Source organism: Burkholderia sp. L27(2015) (assembly GCF_009765705.1).
Lineage (GTDB): Bacteria > Pseudomonadota > Gammaproteobacteria > Burkholderiales > Burkholderiaceae > LMUX01.
Genome location: NZ_LMUX01000021.1, coordinates 1,760,051 through 1,776,508, shown reverse-complemented (window position 1 = coordinate 1,776,508; position 16,458 = coordinate 1,760,051). Strand labels below are relative to the sequence as shown.

Genomic DNA, 16,458 nt, shown 5'->3' with positions numbered 1-16,458 from the left:
CTTTTGCTGCTGACCCACTCTAAAGTCCAAAGACCCAGAGCCCGGTCAGTGCCTCGCTATCAAGCGCCCACACTTATCGACTGTTAAGTTTTTAAAGAACATTTCGTAAAAAAGCGTCTCGCTTTTTTCGCCGTCTTCATCAGACGGGAGGCGAATATTGACGTCTAAACGCAGCACCGTCAAGCGCTATTTTCGAAAGAGTGTTTCGGCCCCTTCGTCTCTCGCTCAATCGCTGCGCGCAACCAGTGCAAGTACGCGTAACGGACTGCCGGAACCGCCTTCGATTTTCAACGGTGCCGCCACAATTACCGTCCCTTGCGGCGGCAATTGATCGAGGTTCGTCAAGCATTGCAAGCCATAGCGATTGGCGCCGTGCATCAGCGTGTGACACGGATAGGGAAGCGGCCAACTGTAGGCCTGGCCCGCATCGGTATTGATCGTCTCCACGCCAAACCCATGGACCTTTCGTTCCCGGATCAACCATTCGACGGTCTCTTGAGTCGGACCGGGCGTGTGGGCCCCATCCTCCCCCATGTTGACGAACGCGGCAGGATCCTCCGCGCGTTTTGACCAGTCCGTACGAAACAGCACCCATGCACCCAAGGGGATACGACCATGCTTCGTCTCCCATTGCTCGAGAAACTCAACCGTAAGAAGCCAGTCTGGATTCGTCGCGACCTCCGCACTTGCGTCGACCACGACGGCCGGCGCAATGAAGTTTCGTGCGTCGATTGTGTCCACGCTGTTGTTGGGATGGTCTTTACCGGTGACCCAATGCACCGGTGCGTCGAAATGGGTACCGGTATGCTCGCCGCAAGAAAAGTTGTTCCAGTACCACCCTGGACCCGCTTCGTCGTATTGACTGATCTTCTCCTTCTTGAACGCCCACACCTGACCGAATTGCGGCGGCAGTTGCAGCGCAGGGAATCGGTCGGACAGCGTTTGCGTCAGATCGACGATCTTGACGGCACCTGTCGCCAGACCCTGCACCAGCGGGCTCAATGAAGTTGTATCCATGAAATGCTCCTTGTTGTCATAGTAAGCAAACTGTCGGGGGAATGCGCACCGCTCAAGCGGCTTGCGCGTCAGTAGCCGGTGCAACGCGCCATTCCTGCAGCAACGCCCCGAGTTTTTCACCGTGTTCGTCAGCGAGTGCGGCTTCGCGCATTGCCGCAAGGCGCGCGGCCACGTCGCCACGCCCGGCCAGACTCGCGAGTGCAACGTCTATCGTCCTCAGGTTCCGCATACCGCGTGCGTGCGTGTCACCGTATCCCTTGACGAGTCGCTGGCAACGCGCGTATTCGATCGCGAGCGCATAGTCACTGGCGGCATAGCTTTCAATCCGATGCAGCCACATCTCGATCTCGCGATTCTCACGCACATATCGCAGCGACACGCGACGCCAGCGACGACTCGAAGCGACGCCGTACAAGGTCAGGAATCCCGCCAGCGAAGTCGTCTTCACCACTCGACCATGCTGCGTCAGCGATAGAACCCACCGATGCATCAGACCGGGGCGCATCAACCAGCGCCCCAACGCGGCAGGCAGCGTATCCGCAATCTCTTCCAGGCGCGGATGGAAATACTCATTGATGTCGAGGATCTGATCGTCCTTCACGCGCACCTCTTTCGTCACGCGTGTAAAACGGCCACTGCGTATCTTCAGTTCGGCAACTCGGGCCGTGTCTTCATAGGTCATCCACAGCGCCAGATGTCGTGCCGCTTCGCCCAGCAACAGCGCGTTCGGATCACGCTCACTGCTCGTCAACGAGCGTATTCGTTCGACGCGCTCCAGGTAGAGTTGCGCGTATCGCAAGTCCTGATAGTCGGCGAGTCGGCGCAACGCGGCGCGTAGTGTGGGGTGCGTCGGCGTCGGGAAGGCATCTGCGACACGTGCATCGAGTTCTTTCAGCATCGGCACGGGAGGTAACGACACCTCCTTCGGCAATTCCGTGGCCGTCGATGCGAGCGGCTCAGTTGCCAAGGTGAAACCCGCAGCGAACGCCTTCAGGCTGCTCTCTACGCCCACTCCAGCGCGCCTGACGGCCGACTCGAATGCGTCGCGAGGAAACGGCAACGCGCCACTCCCTGCAAGCGCACCAAACAACGCGGCGCTGATCACGCTACCTGCACGTGCAGCGGTGGCCGCAAAGTCGCCATGAATGAATCGTAACGCTGCACGTGTGCCAGACTCGATAAAAGGCGCGGGGTCGACGCGGCCGTCGCCCATCGCCATTTTCTCCGGCATCGAATAGACACGATGAGTCGATGCGATCAATGTCGTCTTATCACGTGTGACAATTCCGCGCTGCACCGCGCGTCCCATTTCCATCAACTCCGACGCTATCACCACATCGACGTCGCCCGGCACGGGCATCAGGGATAACACGGCAGCGGCGCTGCCATTGCGCTGTTCGACCGTGCGTGGATCGAACTCGACGTAATACACCGTGGTCCCGGTCCGCTGGGCGACGCCGGGCACCGAAGTGGTCTGCGCCGTGAAGCCAGCCTGCTCGGCGAGATCTACGATCCAGTCGGCAAGAACGCCACCGCCTTCGCCTCCCATCGCCAGTATCGCAATGCTGATCGGACGGGGAGCCAGGGGCATGAAGATGCCGGCGGGCACTGCGCTATTTTTCGCGTCAGACATAACGCACCTCCCGGGCAGCCAGACGCCGTTGCAGGAACTGGATCACCGCGGTGCGCAACCGCTGTCTCAAGCGCTCGCCCCAGCTCGGATTGCTAATCAACTCCGCGCGGAAGAACGATGGACACAACACGGCCGCGTGCGCCGCTTCGCCGCATACGCCACAACCCACGCAGCTATCCAGCACAGTCGCGACCGGATCCGTGCGCAACGGATCGGGATTGTCCTTGATCGACAGAGACGGGCAGCCCGAAATGCGAATACACGAGTGATCGCCGGTACAGACGTCATCGTCGACACCGAACCGCTCCTGCACGACGCGCTTGCCCTCTCCGATCGCTTTTTTGGTTAGCGGCTTGACCCGTCGCTGCTTGTTCAACATGCATTCAGACTGCGCGATGATGACCTTGGGTCCGCGCGACTTCGTGGTGAGCGCCTCGCGCAGGGTATCGCGCATCCGCGAAATATCGTAAGTCCGCGTCAACGTACGCACCCATTTCACGCCGACGCCGCGCACGGCCTGCTCGATCGGCAGTTGTGTCACCCGTTTCGTGTTATCGGCCTTGGACGACAGGATGTCCTGTCCGCCGGTGGCAGCGGAATAACCGTTGTCGACGATGAGCGTGAGATTGTCCGACTTGTTGAACACCGCATTGCCGATGCCGCTCGTCAAACCGTTATGCCAGAATCCGCCATCACCCATGATCGAGACTGCGCGCTTCGTGCTGTCTTCGCTGCTGAATGCCGCCGCACCCGCCGCACCCAGACCGTAGCCCATCGTGGTCGCGCCCAGGTTGAAAGGCGGCAGGATCGAGAACAAATGACAGCCGATATCGGCACTGATGTGATGATCGCCCAACTCGCGCTGAACGAGCTTGAGCGCAGTGAAGATCGGCCGTTCCGGACAACCGGTACAGAATGAAGGCGGCCTTGCATGAACCGGCAGGTGTTCGCCTGTTTCAGCAAGTAACGGTGCCGGCTCAGGTGCGGCGGCCACGACAGCCACCTTCGACACCGCACTCGACGCCACCACCGGAATCGGCACTGGCTTAGGCGCCAGTGTCGCCCTGACACCGGCCGGCAAATGATCACGCAAAGCGAGTTCCGGGCGATAGCGCTCGAAGAACTTGAGCAAGCCTTTGAGCATCATGGTCGGCGAGTATTCTCCGGCACGCGTGAACATATCCTTGCCGTGAATGCGCGCTTGTAGATCCGCCTGACGCAAGGACGTGTTGACACCTTGCTCGATGAACTCCGGCTGCCCTTCCTCGATCATTAACACCGCTTCCTTGCCGAGTGCGAAGCGGCGCAGTTCACTGTCAATCAACGGATAGGCGACATTCATCACGTAGAGCGGCACGTCGGTGTTGCCGCTGGCATCGGCCAGACCGAGTAGCTGCAATCCACGTATCACGCCGTTGTAGCAACCACCCTGCACGATCAAGCCATGCTTGGCGCTCTCATCGCCGAAAAATTCGTTGAGGCCCGCCTTCTCCACATATTCGACTGCGGCCGGCCAGCGTCGCTCGACTTTCTCTTTCTCATGCGCAAAGCTTGACGGCGGCAACACGATGCGCGAGAGATCGCGGCGCGGGTGATTCATCGCATCCGCGAGCGTGAAGGTCGGCCGAACGTTGTCCTTCGCGACGAACTGACCGTGCATGTGGCAGGCACGAATGCGCAGTTGCAGCATCACCGGCGTGCTGCTGGCCTCCGACAAGCGGAAGCCATGTTCGACGGCATCCACGATCGAAGGCAGGTTCGGGCGCGGATCGAGCAGCCAGATCTGCGACTTCATCGCGAATGCATGCGAGCGCTCCTGCATGATGCTGGAGCCTTCGCCATAGTCCTCACCGACGATGATCAACGCGCCGCCGGTCACGCCGCCCGAAGCGAGATTCGACAGCGGATCGGACGCCACGTTGGTCCCGGCCGTCGCCTTGAACGTAATCGCGCCACGCAGCGGGTAGTTCACGGAAGCCGCAAGCGTGGCTGCCGCAGTCGCTTCGCTGGCGCTGCTCTCGAAGTGCACGCCGAGGCTACGCAGGATGTCGTCGGCGTCGGCCAGCACGTCCATCAGATGCGAAATCGGCGCCCCCTGGTAGCCGGCCACATAAGACACTCCTGACTGAAGCAATGCCTTCGTTACGGCAAGGATGCCTTCGCCACTGAAAGTCTCGCCCGCACCGATCAGCAGCTTCTCGACTTCTTTCTTAAACGACCGCTCTGCCATCTTCACTCCACGTATGCGCTGGTATCAGTAAATAACTAGACATGTACTCATTGCAACGGAGTATAGAAATCCCATAAGATATTGGTCAAATAGATCAATATCGCACAAGGTCATAAAAATATGGATACAGGTCGGGTCGATCTGAACTTGCTCCGCGTGTTTCACGCCATTCTCGAAGAGGGTAGCCTTACGCTCGCGGGCGTGCGTCTCGGACTATCGCAACCGGCTGTCAGCTATGCCCTTGGACGCCTGCGGGGAGCTATCGGAGATCCCCTGTTCATCCGAACAGGCAACGAGATGCAGCCCACCTCGGCTGCGCTCGAAATGCGCGAACCGTTGCGACGCGCAATGGCGGCAGCGCAAGAAGCCCTGCGCTTCATGACGCCCTTCGATCCGGCAACGAGTTCACGGCTGTTTCGCCTCACGATGTCGGATATCGGCGAACTGGTGTTTCTGCCTCCGCTATGTGCACGGCTCGAAGCCTTGGCCCCCAATGTGCATCTAGACGTGCAGTCACTTCCGGTCGCGCAGGCTGAGGAAGCGTTGCGTAGCGGCAAGCTGGATCTGGCGATTGGGAATTTACCGACGCTGCGCGAGCGTACCCCGCATCACGTGCTGTTTCACGAGGAATACGTCTGCATGACGCGTCGGCGCCAAGGCTTGCCCAAGCACGCGCTATCACTGGAAGACTATCTCGCGCTTTCGCATGTATTGGTCAATTCTGTCGAGAATGCTCATCAGCAGATCGAAGATGACTTTCGGGAGAAGACAGTGCATCGGAAAATCGCGCTACGCGTCCCGCATTTCACTGTCGTTCCATTCATTCTGGCGCGAACCGACTGGATCGTTACGTTGCCACGCAGAGCGGCCCCGTTTCTCAACCCCACGGGTAAATTTTCGGTCTTCGAACTACCGGTAAAGATTCCCGAGGTGACCGTCACAGTGCATTGGCACCAGGATTTCGAAAATAACGACGCCAATCGATGGTTACGCCAACAGGTCATCGAGACGCTCGGCGATCAGGCGCTCGCTCAATAGCGCTCGACGTCGATCGCCGCGAAGGCACGTCATGACAGCTCCGGCCGAGATCATGTTGTGCCTGTCCTCAAGCAACGGTTTCCGCCGAGAGTTCTCGTCCCGTTTTGACGATTTGCTTCATCGTATCGCGCAGCGTTTTTGCTTTGCCAACGCCGAATTTCACCTCGAAGCGCTGGTTCACCGTTTCCCACAACGGCTTTGCGCGCATAAGCGCGCGCCGGCCAGCCGCAGTCAGATTGATCACGCGTTGGCGCCGATCCATGCCAACTTCGAGGCAGACCAAATCGTCGCGCTCGAGCGGCTTCAGGTTACGACCCAAGGTAGTACGATCCATGGCCAGCATCTCCGCGAGATCGTTCAGCGGGTGTGGACCCACCGCCGCGATGCGCGCAAGAATCGAAAACTGCGTCAAACGCAGCCCCGAAGGACGCAGCACTTCGTCGTAAGCCAGCGAAAGCGTGCGCGTTGCGCTTCGCAGCGAAGAACAATTGCACTGTAATAATTCCATGTAAGTCTCCCCCTGAATTACGCTTCAATTCACCAGTATAAGACCGACTAGGAGTATATGCATCTACTGGATCGCCTGAGCACATCGATCCAACGCGCGCCTTATGTCTCTATCTTTGGTGAATGTCGAGGGACGATTGCCCCCAGGGAAGATTTGACCTAAACCTGATTCTGATTCGACAGGTTACGCCCGAGGGAGCGCACAGCGCAGGAGCGTGTGCGTTTACGATTTGCTGAACCAGCGCCGTTCGGCGCGCGAAAACAACCAACTAACGAGCGTTGCACACAAGGTTCCCAACACGACCTCAAGCAGGCGAGACAGCGCAATGCTCCAGACCGGCCCGTCGAGCGGAACCAGCATGACGATGGTCGCGGTGATCGCTCCCAGCCGGGCGGCGCTGCCTACGTTCAAGCCCCAGCAGATTACGATGACGGCCATGACGGTCGCCACGTAGCCAATGTAGTGGCCGGCTCCCAATGTCGCACCGAAAAAACCGAAAATTGCCCCTATCATGGCGCCGATAAATTGATCGCGCGATAGGTTCACGGTGTCCGTGTAATTAGGCTGGGTTACCGCGATGGCGGTAATCGCCGCCCAAAACGGCTGCTCGGCGTGTATCGCCTGAGCCAGGCCGTATGCGATGCTAGCACCGCAAATAGCTTGCAGCGCAGCGACGCCCCCTTGAACCAATCGGTCCTTCAGGGGGAGTTCCTTGAATCTGCTCAGTAGCGGCTTGTGCATCAGCGAGCTCAACGCTGCTCCCGGGGTTGGAATTTACGCATACACACGAATTCGTACTCGTCGCACCTTCGCAACCGCGATCCCTCTAGGCACGGAAGCGCCCTTCTTATTGTACGGGTAAACGCCCGGTCACGACATTGCGTTCAAGGTGGCGACTACGCCCCACGCGTCTCCAGCGCCTTCAACCGTTCCAGCATGAACCCAAGCCCCCCTCCGGCAGCCACGATATCGCGCATGATCACAGGCAAAGCGGGGATTTCCATTTGGCTGTTTTGCGTCAGGTTCTCGATGGACCCATGCTCGAAATCGACGGTGACGACGTCGCCGGTTTGAGCAAACGCGCAAATACCGGGCGCCGGCGCGAGAACCGGCACCCCGGCATTGACGCAAGCCCTAAGCGGTCCACGCGACATCGATTCCGCAAGCACCGCCACCCCCAGCCCCTTGAGGCCAAGAAAGCCCTGGGTATGCGGATTCCCACATCCGAAGTTCTTGCCCGCAACGATGAGGTCACCCGGTTGAATCCGAGCGGCCAAGCTGGGATCGATATCCTCGAAGCAGTGCTGGGCTAGCACCTGCTCGTCGTACACCTGTGCGCGCGTAAAGCTGATCGGCATCAATCCGTTATCGTTGGGCAGCGCATCGCCGAACGCCCACACCCGACCCTTCCAGAGCCAATTCGTCATAGCTCGCCTCTCGCGAAGAAAACACGGGGATCGCAAATCTCGCCGGCGACGGCGGCGACGCTCGCAGTAATCGCGTTACTCAGATAGATGGACGCCCCAGTACTGCCCATGCGCCCGGGGCTGTTGGTGGTGCCTGTACCAATGCAGACATCGCCCTCGACCAACGGCGCGAGATTGCCATAGCACGGACCGCAACTCGGACTGTTGACGATCGCGCCTGCATCGACGAAAACTTCGAGCAGACCCTCGCGCGCCGCGTTGGCGAAAATTTCCTGCGACGTGGGAATCACCAGCATCCGCACACGCGGGTGCACCTTGCGGCCTCGCAGCACGCCGGCAGCAGCCCGCAAATCTTCGAGTCGTCCTCCGGCACACGAGCCGATATAGACCTGATCGACCTTGACACCGGCCACCTTCGAAACCGGCACGACATTGTCGGGGCTCGGCGGCGCCGCGACCATGGGTTCGAAGTCGGCCAGATCCTGACGAAACACCAAAGCGTATTCGGCATCGGCATCGCTACGTGTCATGTCGAGTACAGCCGTGGTACGCGAACGCAGATAAGCAGCGGTCACCTCATCGGGCTCGACCAGCGCTGCCTTTGCCCCGACGTCGATCGCCACATTGCACAAGGTCATCCGAAAATCCATATCCAGCGCAGCAAAAGCGGGGCCACCATACTCCAGGACACGGTAATCGCACAGCTGCGCGCCTAGCCGGTGAATAATCCATTGCGCCACGTCGCGACTCATCACTCCTGGAGGCGGTACACCCGACAGCTCGATCCGTATGGTCTCGGGAACCCGCAACCACATCTCTCCGGTCGCCATTGCCTGCACCGCTTCGTAGTTCAGCGGCGGAGACAATGCGCCGACGCAGCCGAGCGTGGTGATATGCGTATCCGGGCCGGTGACCAGCATGCCGGGAAGCACGTGCCCGTGCTCGATAATCGCCTGGTGGCTGATGCCGTGGCGACCCTCGCTGTAAAAGTGGCGCACGCCGAGTTCTTCGAGCTGTCGCGGCAGACGCTTTTTCATCATCGCGGTCGCCGGGCTTTGCGATGGCACCTCGTGATCCGCAAACACCACGATGCGCTCGGGATAACGAAAGCGATGCACGCCGTGCTCGGCGAGCGTCTTGATGTAATGCGGCATGACCAGATCGATCGTCTCGATCACATCCGGCTCGCAGATCACGACCTCGCCGACCGACACGCTATTCCGGTGGCTAGTGCGTGCGATGATTTTCTGTGCCAGCGTATTGCCCATGTCCCCTCCTCCGATGATTCCGGCTGCACAGCGCTCTGCAACGTTTTCTAAGTATGCTCTATGGTGCGGCTTGCCGGCCCGTCATAGCCGATTTGATCCTCAGCGATCTGGCGCCAACCCGGCTCGCGGACTGCTTCCTCGAAAGCGTGCGCGAACAAACCCGCGGTACGCGGAATGACCAGTAGCGCGCGGGCGAGCCGCCAGTCCAGACCCAGGTCCGCAGCGATCGCACCGATGGCGGCATCGATATTGGCCGGGATCGCACGCTTGGCACGAACCTGCAAGGCTTTTTCCAGCGCCCGGGTCATCGCAATGTGAGCGCCTGCCACCCCATATTCTTCGGCCAGCCTGAACAACACGGCGGTGCGCGGGTCGCCATCGGTATGTTGGGGATGTCCGAAGCCGTCGATGCGCTTGTGCGCCTGGACGAATTCGCGTGCCACCTCATCGAACTCCGCTTGGCTCTCCTGCGCCTGCGTGACCAGTTGCTGGATATTTCTGCAGAACTCCTGCCCTGCGCCACCGTGGATGTCGCCGAACATCATGACCCCGGCGGCCACCGAGCATTGAATCGGCACTCCCGCAGCCTGGATGAATCGCGTTACGGTAGACGACGGTGAAATACCGTGATCGGCGCAGCATACGAATACCGCATTGATCATTTTGGATTCGTTGCCGCGCGGCAGCTCTCCTTTCAGCAGCAGGTAGACCATGGCACCGAAATCGATGTTTCCGGTCAGCTCTTTCAATACATCGTAGCCGCGTACGCTGACGCCGTCATGAGTAAATTCGGCGATCGCCGTGCGCCACGGCTTGTCTTTGGAGCAGTCCATGAAATCCTCGCTTGAGGTTGGCCAAAATCAGCGGGAAATATTCCACCGGAAATAAGCTCTTACATCAGCCTTCCCAAACCTTCTCGGGCAACGGCAAGCCCGCCAGGTCCTCGCGCGTGAGTGGGCTATCCGGCGCAATCCCGAGCGTATCCAGCACAAGCAGCAACTGGCGCACGTGTTGCGCCGAATGCCAGGTGGTCCGCTCCAGCACGTCATGCACCGATTGCCGGCCGAAATAGGTGTCCATTTGCGCCTGGCAGGATTTGTCGGGATAGCGCACCCACCACGCGTTAAACTCCGCCAGAACCGCCGAGCCGTAGGTCAACACATCGTCTCCGGGCCGCACGGCCTCCGTGGCATCCATGATCAGCTCGTTGCTCAACTCGACGCCTGTTTCCATCGCCTCCACAAATGCCTCGACGATGCGAAACACATGGTGGGCGATGCCGCGCAGCAAGCGCACGCTGTTGCGAAAGCGAACGTCCAGCACGTCGTCGGGAATTTGTTTGATATATCGCTGCCCCGCCGGCAGGATGATATTCACTCGCCGTACCAGTTCATGCGGGCTCAGTTGGCGATCGACCTCAACTTCCAGCCCAAGAAAGCTGGCCACGTCCGCGAGCGATTGTGCATAGACGAACGCATCGCCGCGCGAGACGATCGGCACACTGCGGGCCCCCAGCCGCGCCATCTCCTCAACGTGTTCGGCACTGGAGGCGGCGTTCACCGACTCGTAGTCGATCTCCAGTCGAGTCAGAAATTCCTTGACCCGAAGACAACTGGTACAACCGGGGGCCCAGAAGACCCGGATTCTTTCGTCTGCGGCAAGCATCATCTTCGCTCCTCTAAGACTTCAGCGCCCAAGGCGTTCGCTATTGGCGTGATTCGGCGTGATTCGGCGTGATTTGCATGGACATCCCCTCACTCGGCCTTGGCGCCCGATTTGCGGATCACCTCGGACCACTTCTTGGTCTCTTCATTGATGAAGACCGTGAACTCTTCCGGGCTCGCGATAAATGGCACGAGTGCCTGCACGGCCAATTGCTTTTTGACTTCCGGATCCTGCAAGGCTTGCCCAATAGCCTTGTTCAAGATAAGGACGACGTCGCGCGGTGTGCCGGCCGGCGCCACGATGCCATGCCAGCCCGACGCGACGAAGCCGGGGTAAGTCTCGGCCATGGTGGGCACATTGGGATATTCGGGTAGGCGTTGCGGCGTCGTGACTGCGATCAGCTTGAGCATGCCGGATTTAACGTAGGGCAGTACGCGACCGCTGTCGAACATGTAATCGACGTATTTGCCCAGCACCGCATTGAGCGCGGGGGCGCTCCCGCTAAACGGCACATGCGTGACATCGAGCCCCGCGGCGAACCGGAACATTTCGCCGGCGAGATGATTCGAGCCCCCGACACCGGCCGAGGCATAGCTCATCTTTCCTGGGTGGGCCTTGATATAGGCGACCAGCTCGGCCAGATTGTTGACCGGTAGGGAGGAGTTCGTGACCAGGAACAATGGCAGGGTCGCCAGGGGCGCGACCGGTTCCAGATCCTTTACGGGGTCGTAGGGCAGGCTTTTACCGAATAATGCGGCGTTGACTGAAAGCGTGCTCAAGGGCGTTTCAAGCAGCGTGTAGCCGTCGGGCGCATCCCGCGTGAATTGGGCGGTTCCCAAGTTGCCGCTCGCACCCGGTCTGTTTAGTATAACGATAGATTGTTTCAGCTCCGCGCTCAATTTCGGTGCCAACAGTCGCGGCAAAATGTCCGCAATGCCGCCCGGCGCAAACGGAACGATGATTTCGATGGTCCTGGTAGGAAAGGTTTGCGCCGCAACGGACGTAAACGCCGTGGCCAGAGCCATCAATATTGCACCCAGCATTAGATTTTTGATCTGCATAGCCGTCTCCCTCGTTCTTCGTGCCGACAGCGACGGTATTGCCGTGCAGTGCCACGAAGTGCCGCGTGCCTGAGTCTTTTACATGCTCAGTCGGTGCTCCTGCTGCGTACCGCGTAATCCAATCAGGACATCGACCACGCGCACCCCGAGGCCGCGCGGCAAAACGATCAGCGGGTTGATATCGATCTCCGATAAGGTCGCAGCATAGTCGTGCGCGAATCGCGACAGACTCACGATGGCGTCCGCCAGCGCCTCCACGTCCGCCGCAGGCCTGCCGCGCGCACCCTCCAGCACCGCTCGGCCGCGGATCGACGCGATCATCTCGCGCGCAAGCGACGGGCCTATCGGGGAAAATCTGAATACCACGTCGCGCAGCACCTCGGTAAAAATGCCGCCTAGCCCAAACATCAGCACCGGCCCGAAATGCTCGTCGTTGATCACGCCAAGGATAGTCTCGACCCCGTCGACGACCATCTCCTGGATCAACACGCCCTCGATAACCGCGCCGGGTGCATACCGGTAAGCGCTAGTCACGATCGCGTCGAACGCCGCGCGCGCCGCTTGAGCATCGCACACATTCAGTTGTACACCGCCGGCCTCGGTTTTATGTGGAATATCGACGGACTGTATTTTCATCGCCACCGGGAAACCGACTTCGGCCGCGATCACTATTGCCTCGCCACGGGTGGTCGCCAGACGCTCTACCGTGGACGTAAACCCGTAGGTAGTCAGCGCTAGTCGAGCGTGCTTTTCGGTGACGCAGTCGATGCCGTGCGCGAGAAGGTCCTTATGCGGCGGTGGCGCCATCAGTGCTTCCAGAACGTCGCGCTCATGGCGCCGCAGCGCTCCGGCAAACCGGCACAAAGCACCCACCGCCTTGCAGCAGCGCGTCGGTGTTCGAAACAACGGAATGCGGGCGCCCCGAAGAATCTCATACGCCGCCCCCACCCGCGCTTCGCGCGAGCTCCACGATACCAACACCGGTTTATGCGTGGCCGCATCGAGCTTGACCAGTTCTTCGGCGATTTTCGACGCCATCGGGCCTTCGACCGACGACGCAACGATCAACAGACTGCCTACGGCCGGGTCGTCAAGAATGATGGTCAACGCCGCGCGGATCAGGTCCGGCTGGTTCAGCACGCTCGCGGTCACATCGACCGGATTGTCGAGCGTCGCATAGGCGGGCAGCACCCGCGCAAGACGCATGCGAGTCGCGTCAGTAAGTTGCGGCACCTGCAGATTCAACGCGGCGCAGCCATCGGCCAGCAAAACACCCGCACCGCCCGACACGGTGACGATGCCGATGTTGTCGTTTTCCGGCAGCTTGGCGCGAGCGAACGCGGCCGTGTAATCGACCAGTTCCTCGACATCCTGGATCCGCGACCAGCCAAATTGATCGAACACGGCTTGATACAGCTCATTCGTTCCACCCAGCGTGCCGGTGTGGGAGAGCGCAGCACGCTGGCCTTCCGGCGAACTGCCGACTTTCCACACGATCACCGGCTTACGCTGCGAGAGCGCACGCCGAGCCAGTCCCGGCAGGCGGTGCGCGTCGCCGATGCCTTCGAAATAGGCGGCGATGACAGCGGTGTGCTCGTCTTCGATCAAATGCTCGAGGATATCGAGGCTGGTTAGATCCGCTTCGTTGCCGGTGCTCACCACATAACGAAACCCCACGCCCAGTTCTTCGGCCATGTTGACCACGGAAAAGCCGAAGCCTCCGCTCTGGGTCACCATGCTGACGCCGCCCGAGCGCAACTCGCTCATCGCGAATACCGGCCCGAAACCCGCGAAGACGTTTTCGCGCAGATTCATCAAACCGATGCAGTTTGGTCCAAGCAACCGGATGCCATGCGCGCGCGCGGCCTCGACCAACTCGTGCTGCAGACGCTGACCGGCGGCGCCAACTTCGGCGAACCCCGCCCCGATGACGATGCCGAACGCGACCCCGCGCCGGCCGCATTCGACCACCGCTTGAACCGCACGGTCCGCGCTAAGCAGTATCAGCGCGAGATCGGGTACCTCGGGCAACGAAGCGACGTCGGGATAGCACGCCATCCCTGCGATGTGCGGATGCTTGGGATTAACCGGGTATAACGCGCCTGCGTAGCCACGCGCGACCAGATTGCTTAGCGGCTGTCCATTGATCGTAGACGCATCGGGCGAGGCGCCGATGATCGCAATGGAGCGCGGGTTAAATAGACGCGCGATCGCAGCGTCGCTCATACCGCCACCGGCAGGTTCAGTATCTGCTTGGCCAGCACGTTGCGCTGCACCTCGTTGCTGCCGCCGTAGATCGTGGACGGAAGCGCGTTCATGCATAGCGACATCGTGTCGATGCGGGCATTGCCGAGCGGCGTTTCACCACTGAGGCCGCCACTGCATCCGATCGACTCGATCGTGAACTGGGATATGCGCTGATAGGTTTCAGAGCCGAACAACTTGAGAATCGACACATCGGAACCCAGCGGATCACCGCGCCGCACCTGATCGGCAAAGCGCTTGTATAGACTGCCGAGATCGTAGACATCCATGCCGAGTTGCGTGAGGCGCGCAGCAAACACCGGATCGCTCGTCAGCCCCAACTGCGCGTGAACGGCTTCCAGGCGCTTGAACGCATATTGCGCCTGCCGAGGATTTCCCAGGTAGAAGCGCTCCCGCGAAAGCAGCATCTTTGCGACACACCATCCCGCATCGACCGCTCCGAGCACGCAGTCGGCGCCGACTCTTACTTGATCGAAGTGCACCTCGCAAAACTCTTCGTGACCGGCCATATCCCTGATGGGGCGAACGCTGATGCCCGGAGTACTCATGTCCAGTAGGAACACGCTGATGCCATCCTGCTTCCTGGGCTTCTTGGCCGTACGGGCCAACAAGAACATGTGCGTTGCGTCTTGCGCAAACGTCGTCCATATCTTGCTGCCGTCGATGACAAAAAATTCGCCTTGCGCTTTGGCCTGCGTGTTCAGGTTAGCCAGATCCGATCCTGCATTAGGCTCGGAAAAGCCCTGGCACCACATGTGCTCGAACTTGAGAATCGGCCCGAGGTAGCGTTCGCGTTGCGCGCTGGTGCCATAGTGAATCAACGCCGGCCCGACCATCGTGATGCCCATGTCCGGGGCACGCGCAACGCCCCAGCGATCCTGCTCTTCCATGAAGATGATCTGCTTTTGCGCGCTAAGCCCGGCGCCGCCAAACTCCTTGGGCCATGCCAGCGCAAGCAGGCCGTAGCTGCCCATTTTTTGGTAGAAGGCCTGGCACTGCCGCCACGTGAGGCGTTGCGGCGGGTTGCGTAACCCAGGCGGATATTCCCGTTCGAGAATCGCGCGGACCTGCAGCCGGAACACGTCGTCAGCCAGCGCGTTCCAGTCCTTGGGCAATTCGATATCGGATGCGGCCGGGCGCGGCGCCACACTCTCCGTATCGCCCTCTTCCTGCCGCTGAGCGCTGTGCAACTGCTCGATGCGCCTGCGATGAGCCGTGCCGTTACCCAGCCACGCCGCCAGCACCAGCGCGCGCTTCAAGTACAGCCCGATGTCGCATTCGTCGGCAAACCCCATCGCGCCGTGCATTTGCACAGCCTCGCGCCCTATCGTCAATGCCGCATCGATTGCGCGAACTTTGGCGCGACTGGCGTGTATGGCCCGTTGCCGAGGGTCGCACGGGTGCGATAGCGCCTCGGTCGCAGCGCCCAGCGCCGCTCTCGCCAGTTCCTGCTTGACGTATAGGTCGACCGCGCGGTGCTGCAGTGCCTGGTTTGCACCGATCGGTCGCCCGAATTGTTCGCGCGTGCGTAAATGCTCGAGCGTATGCGCGAGCGCAGTCTCGGCAATACCGAGCAGTTCGGCCGCGACGCACAGATTGCAATCGTCGACCACCCTCGCGATGGCGGCGCAGTCCAGCGTTTCGGACATCGCGAAATGATAAGGCGTGACCCGCACCGAGGAGAGCTGCAAAACGCCGCTCACCGTTCCATCCACCCGCGATTCCGTTCCGAGCGCGAGGCCGGGCGAGCCGACCGGAAGCCAACACAGGGCGCTGCGAGTGCCCACGATCGCGGTCAGCAGAAATCCATCGGCATAAGCCGGCAGAACAAAGCGGCGCTGGCCGTCGAGAACGATGCATCCATTGAGAAGTGGAGCCGATACCGTGCAAGCGCTTCCCGGGATATCCTCCGCCCACTCCTGCCAGGCCAGGCCCGGGATCACGGTGCCGTCGGCAATTTCCGGACTCAAGCGTGCGGCGAGCTCCGAGCCCGGCACCAACGCGAGCAACCCGGCGACACCCACCGCCGTGGCCACGATCGGTTCGGGAATCAGAGCTGGACCGAATTCGAGCATCAACGCGACCATGTCGGCGAGTTCCAGACCGGTGCCGCCATATTCGCTCGGCAGCAACGCGCCTATACACCCGAGGTCGGCGAGTTCCTTCCAGAAGGTGCGTTGGAAGCCGGGATGCTGATCGCGCAATTCGCGCACGCGTGCCATGCTGTTGCGCTGGGCGAGAAAGCCGCGCACGCCTTCGCGCAGCGATGCGCGGTCGCTATCGTTCGAACCCTTCCGATCGCCGGAGTCCGATGAGGCATGGGGCAAAACGCTGGCAGACATGCGC

At 60.5% G+C, this 16,458-nt stretch carries 13 protein-coding genes; 1 reads left to right on the top strand and 12 read right to left on the bottom strand.

The genetic code is table 11. From position 1 onward, the window contains the following. Positions 1–225: 225 nt before the first annotated feature. Genes GSQ77_RS26325 through GSQ77_RS26315 form a run of 3 tightly spaced genes read right to left on the bottom strand, consistent with a single transcriptional unit; the run spans position 226 to position 4,880 of the window. Positions 226–1,017, bottom strand: a complete 792-nt coding sequence (locus GSQ77_RS26325) for a cyclase family protein (protein ID WP_158906321.1) — start codon at positions 1,015–1,017, stop codon at positions 226–228. 52 nt (positions 1,018–1,069) lie between these two features. Next, positions 1,070–2,650, bottom strand: coding sequence for an indolepyruvate oxidoreductase subunit beta family protein (locus tag GSQ77_RS26320; protein WP_254067795.1), 1,581 nt, complete (start codon positions 2,648–2,650; stop codon positions 1,070–1,072). Then, positions 2,643–4,880: an indolepyruvate ferredoxin oxidoreductase subunit alpha gene (locus tag GSQ77_RS26315; protein WP_158906320.1), complete on the bottom strand. Its 2,238-nt coding sequence runs from the start codon at positions 4,878–4,880 to the stop codon at positions 2,643–2,645. The genes GSQ77_RS26320 and GSQ77_RS26315 overlap by 8 nt, the downstream gene beginning before the upstream one ends. Positions 4,881–5,000: 120 nt before the next feature. On the opposite strand from GSQ77_RS26315, the gene GSQ77_RS26310 reads away from it, so the two are divergent. After that, positions 5,001–5,918 carry a LysR family transcriptional regulator gene (locus tag GSQ77_RS26310; RefSeq protein WP_158906318.1) on the top strand — a complete coding sequence of 306 codons (918 nt, stop codon included), beginning with the start codon at positions 5,001–5,003 and terminating at the stop codon, positions 5,916–5,918. Between the two features lie 67 nt (positions 5,919–5,985). Here the strand turns inward: GSQ77_RS26310 and GSQ77_RS26305 are convergent, their stop codons facing one another. The 9 genes from GSQ77_RS26305 to GSQ77_RS26265 form a co-directional block, all read right to left on the bottom strand. After that, entirely contained in the window at positions 5,986–6,426 is a 441-nt protein-coding gene (locus tag GSQ77_RS26305) for a MarR family winged helix-turn-helix transcriptional regulator (protein WP_158906317.1), read from the bottom strand. 222 nt (positions 6,427–6,648) lie between these two features. Then, a complete protein-coding gene (locus GSQ77_RS26300; RefSeq protein ID WP_158906315.1) occupies positions 6,649–7,167 on the bottom strand; it encodes an aromatic acid exporter family protein in 519 nt (172 codons plus the stop codon). A 155-nt stretch (positions 7,168–7,322) separates the two neighbouring features. After that, the gene (locus GSQ77_RS26295) at positions 7,323–7,853 is read right to left on the bottom strand and encodes a 3-isopropylmalate dehydratase (protein ID WP_158906313.1); all 531 of its coding nucleotides are present in this window, start codon (positions 7,851–7,853) and stop codon (positions 7,323–7,325) included. Further along, on the bottom strand, positions 7,850–9,121 hold the full coding sequence (locus GSQ77_RS26290) for an aconitase/3-isopropylmalate dehydratase large subunit family protein (protein WP_158906311.1): 1,272 nt from the start codon (positions 9,119–9,121) through the stop codon (positions 7,850–7,852). Before GSQ77_RS26290 ends, GSQ77_RS26295 begins: the two co-directional genes overlap by 4 nt. 47 nt (positions 9,122–9,168) lie before the next feature. Continuing rightward, positions 9,169–9,954: a citryl-CoA lyase gene (locus tag GSQ77_RS26285; protein WP_158906309.1), complete on the bottom strand. Its 786-nt coding sequence runs from the start codon at positions 9,952–9,954 to the stop codon at positions 9,169–9,171. Positions 9,955–10,018: 64 nt separating this feature from the next. Beyond that, positions 10,019–10,789, bottom strand: coding sequence for a glutaredoxin domain-containing protein (locus GSQ77_RS26280; RefSeq protein WP_158906306.1), 771 nt, complete (start codon positions 10,787–10,789; stop codon positions 10,019–10,021). Between the two features lie 86 nt (positions 10,790–10,875). Continuing rightward, the gene (locus tag GSQ77_RS26275) at positions 10,876–11,847 is read right to left on the bottom strand and encodes a tripartite tricarboxylate transporter substrate binding protein (RefSeq protein ID WP_158906304.1); all 972 of its coding nucleotides are present in this window, start codon (positions 11,845–11,847) and stop codon (positions 10,876–10,878) included. Positions 11,848–11,925: 78 nt separating this feature from the next. Continuing rightward, positions 11,926–14,073, bottom strand: a complete 2,148-nt coding sequence (locus tag GSQ77_RS26270; protein WP_158906302.1) for an acetate--CoA ligase family protein — start codon at positions 14,071–14,073, stop codon at positions 11,926–11,928. Continuing rightward, a complete protein-coding gene (locus GSQ77_RS26265; protein ID WP_158906300.1) occupies positions 14,070–16,454 on the bottom strand; it encodes an acyl-CoA dehydrogenase in 2,385 nt (794 codons plus the stop codon). The genes GSQ77_RS26270 and GSQ77_RS26265 overlap by 4 nt, the downstream gene beginning before the upstream one ends. Between the last annotated feature and the right edge of the window lie 4 nt (positions 16,455–16,458).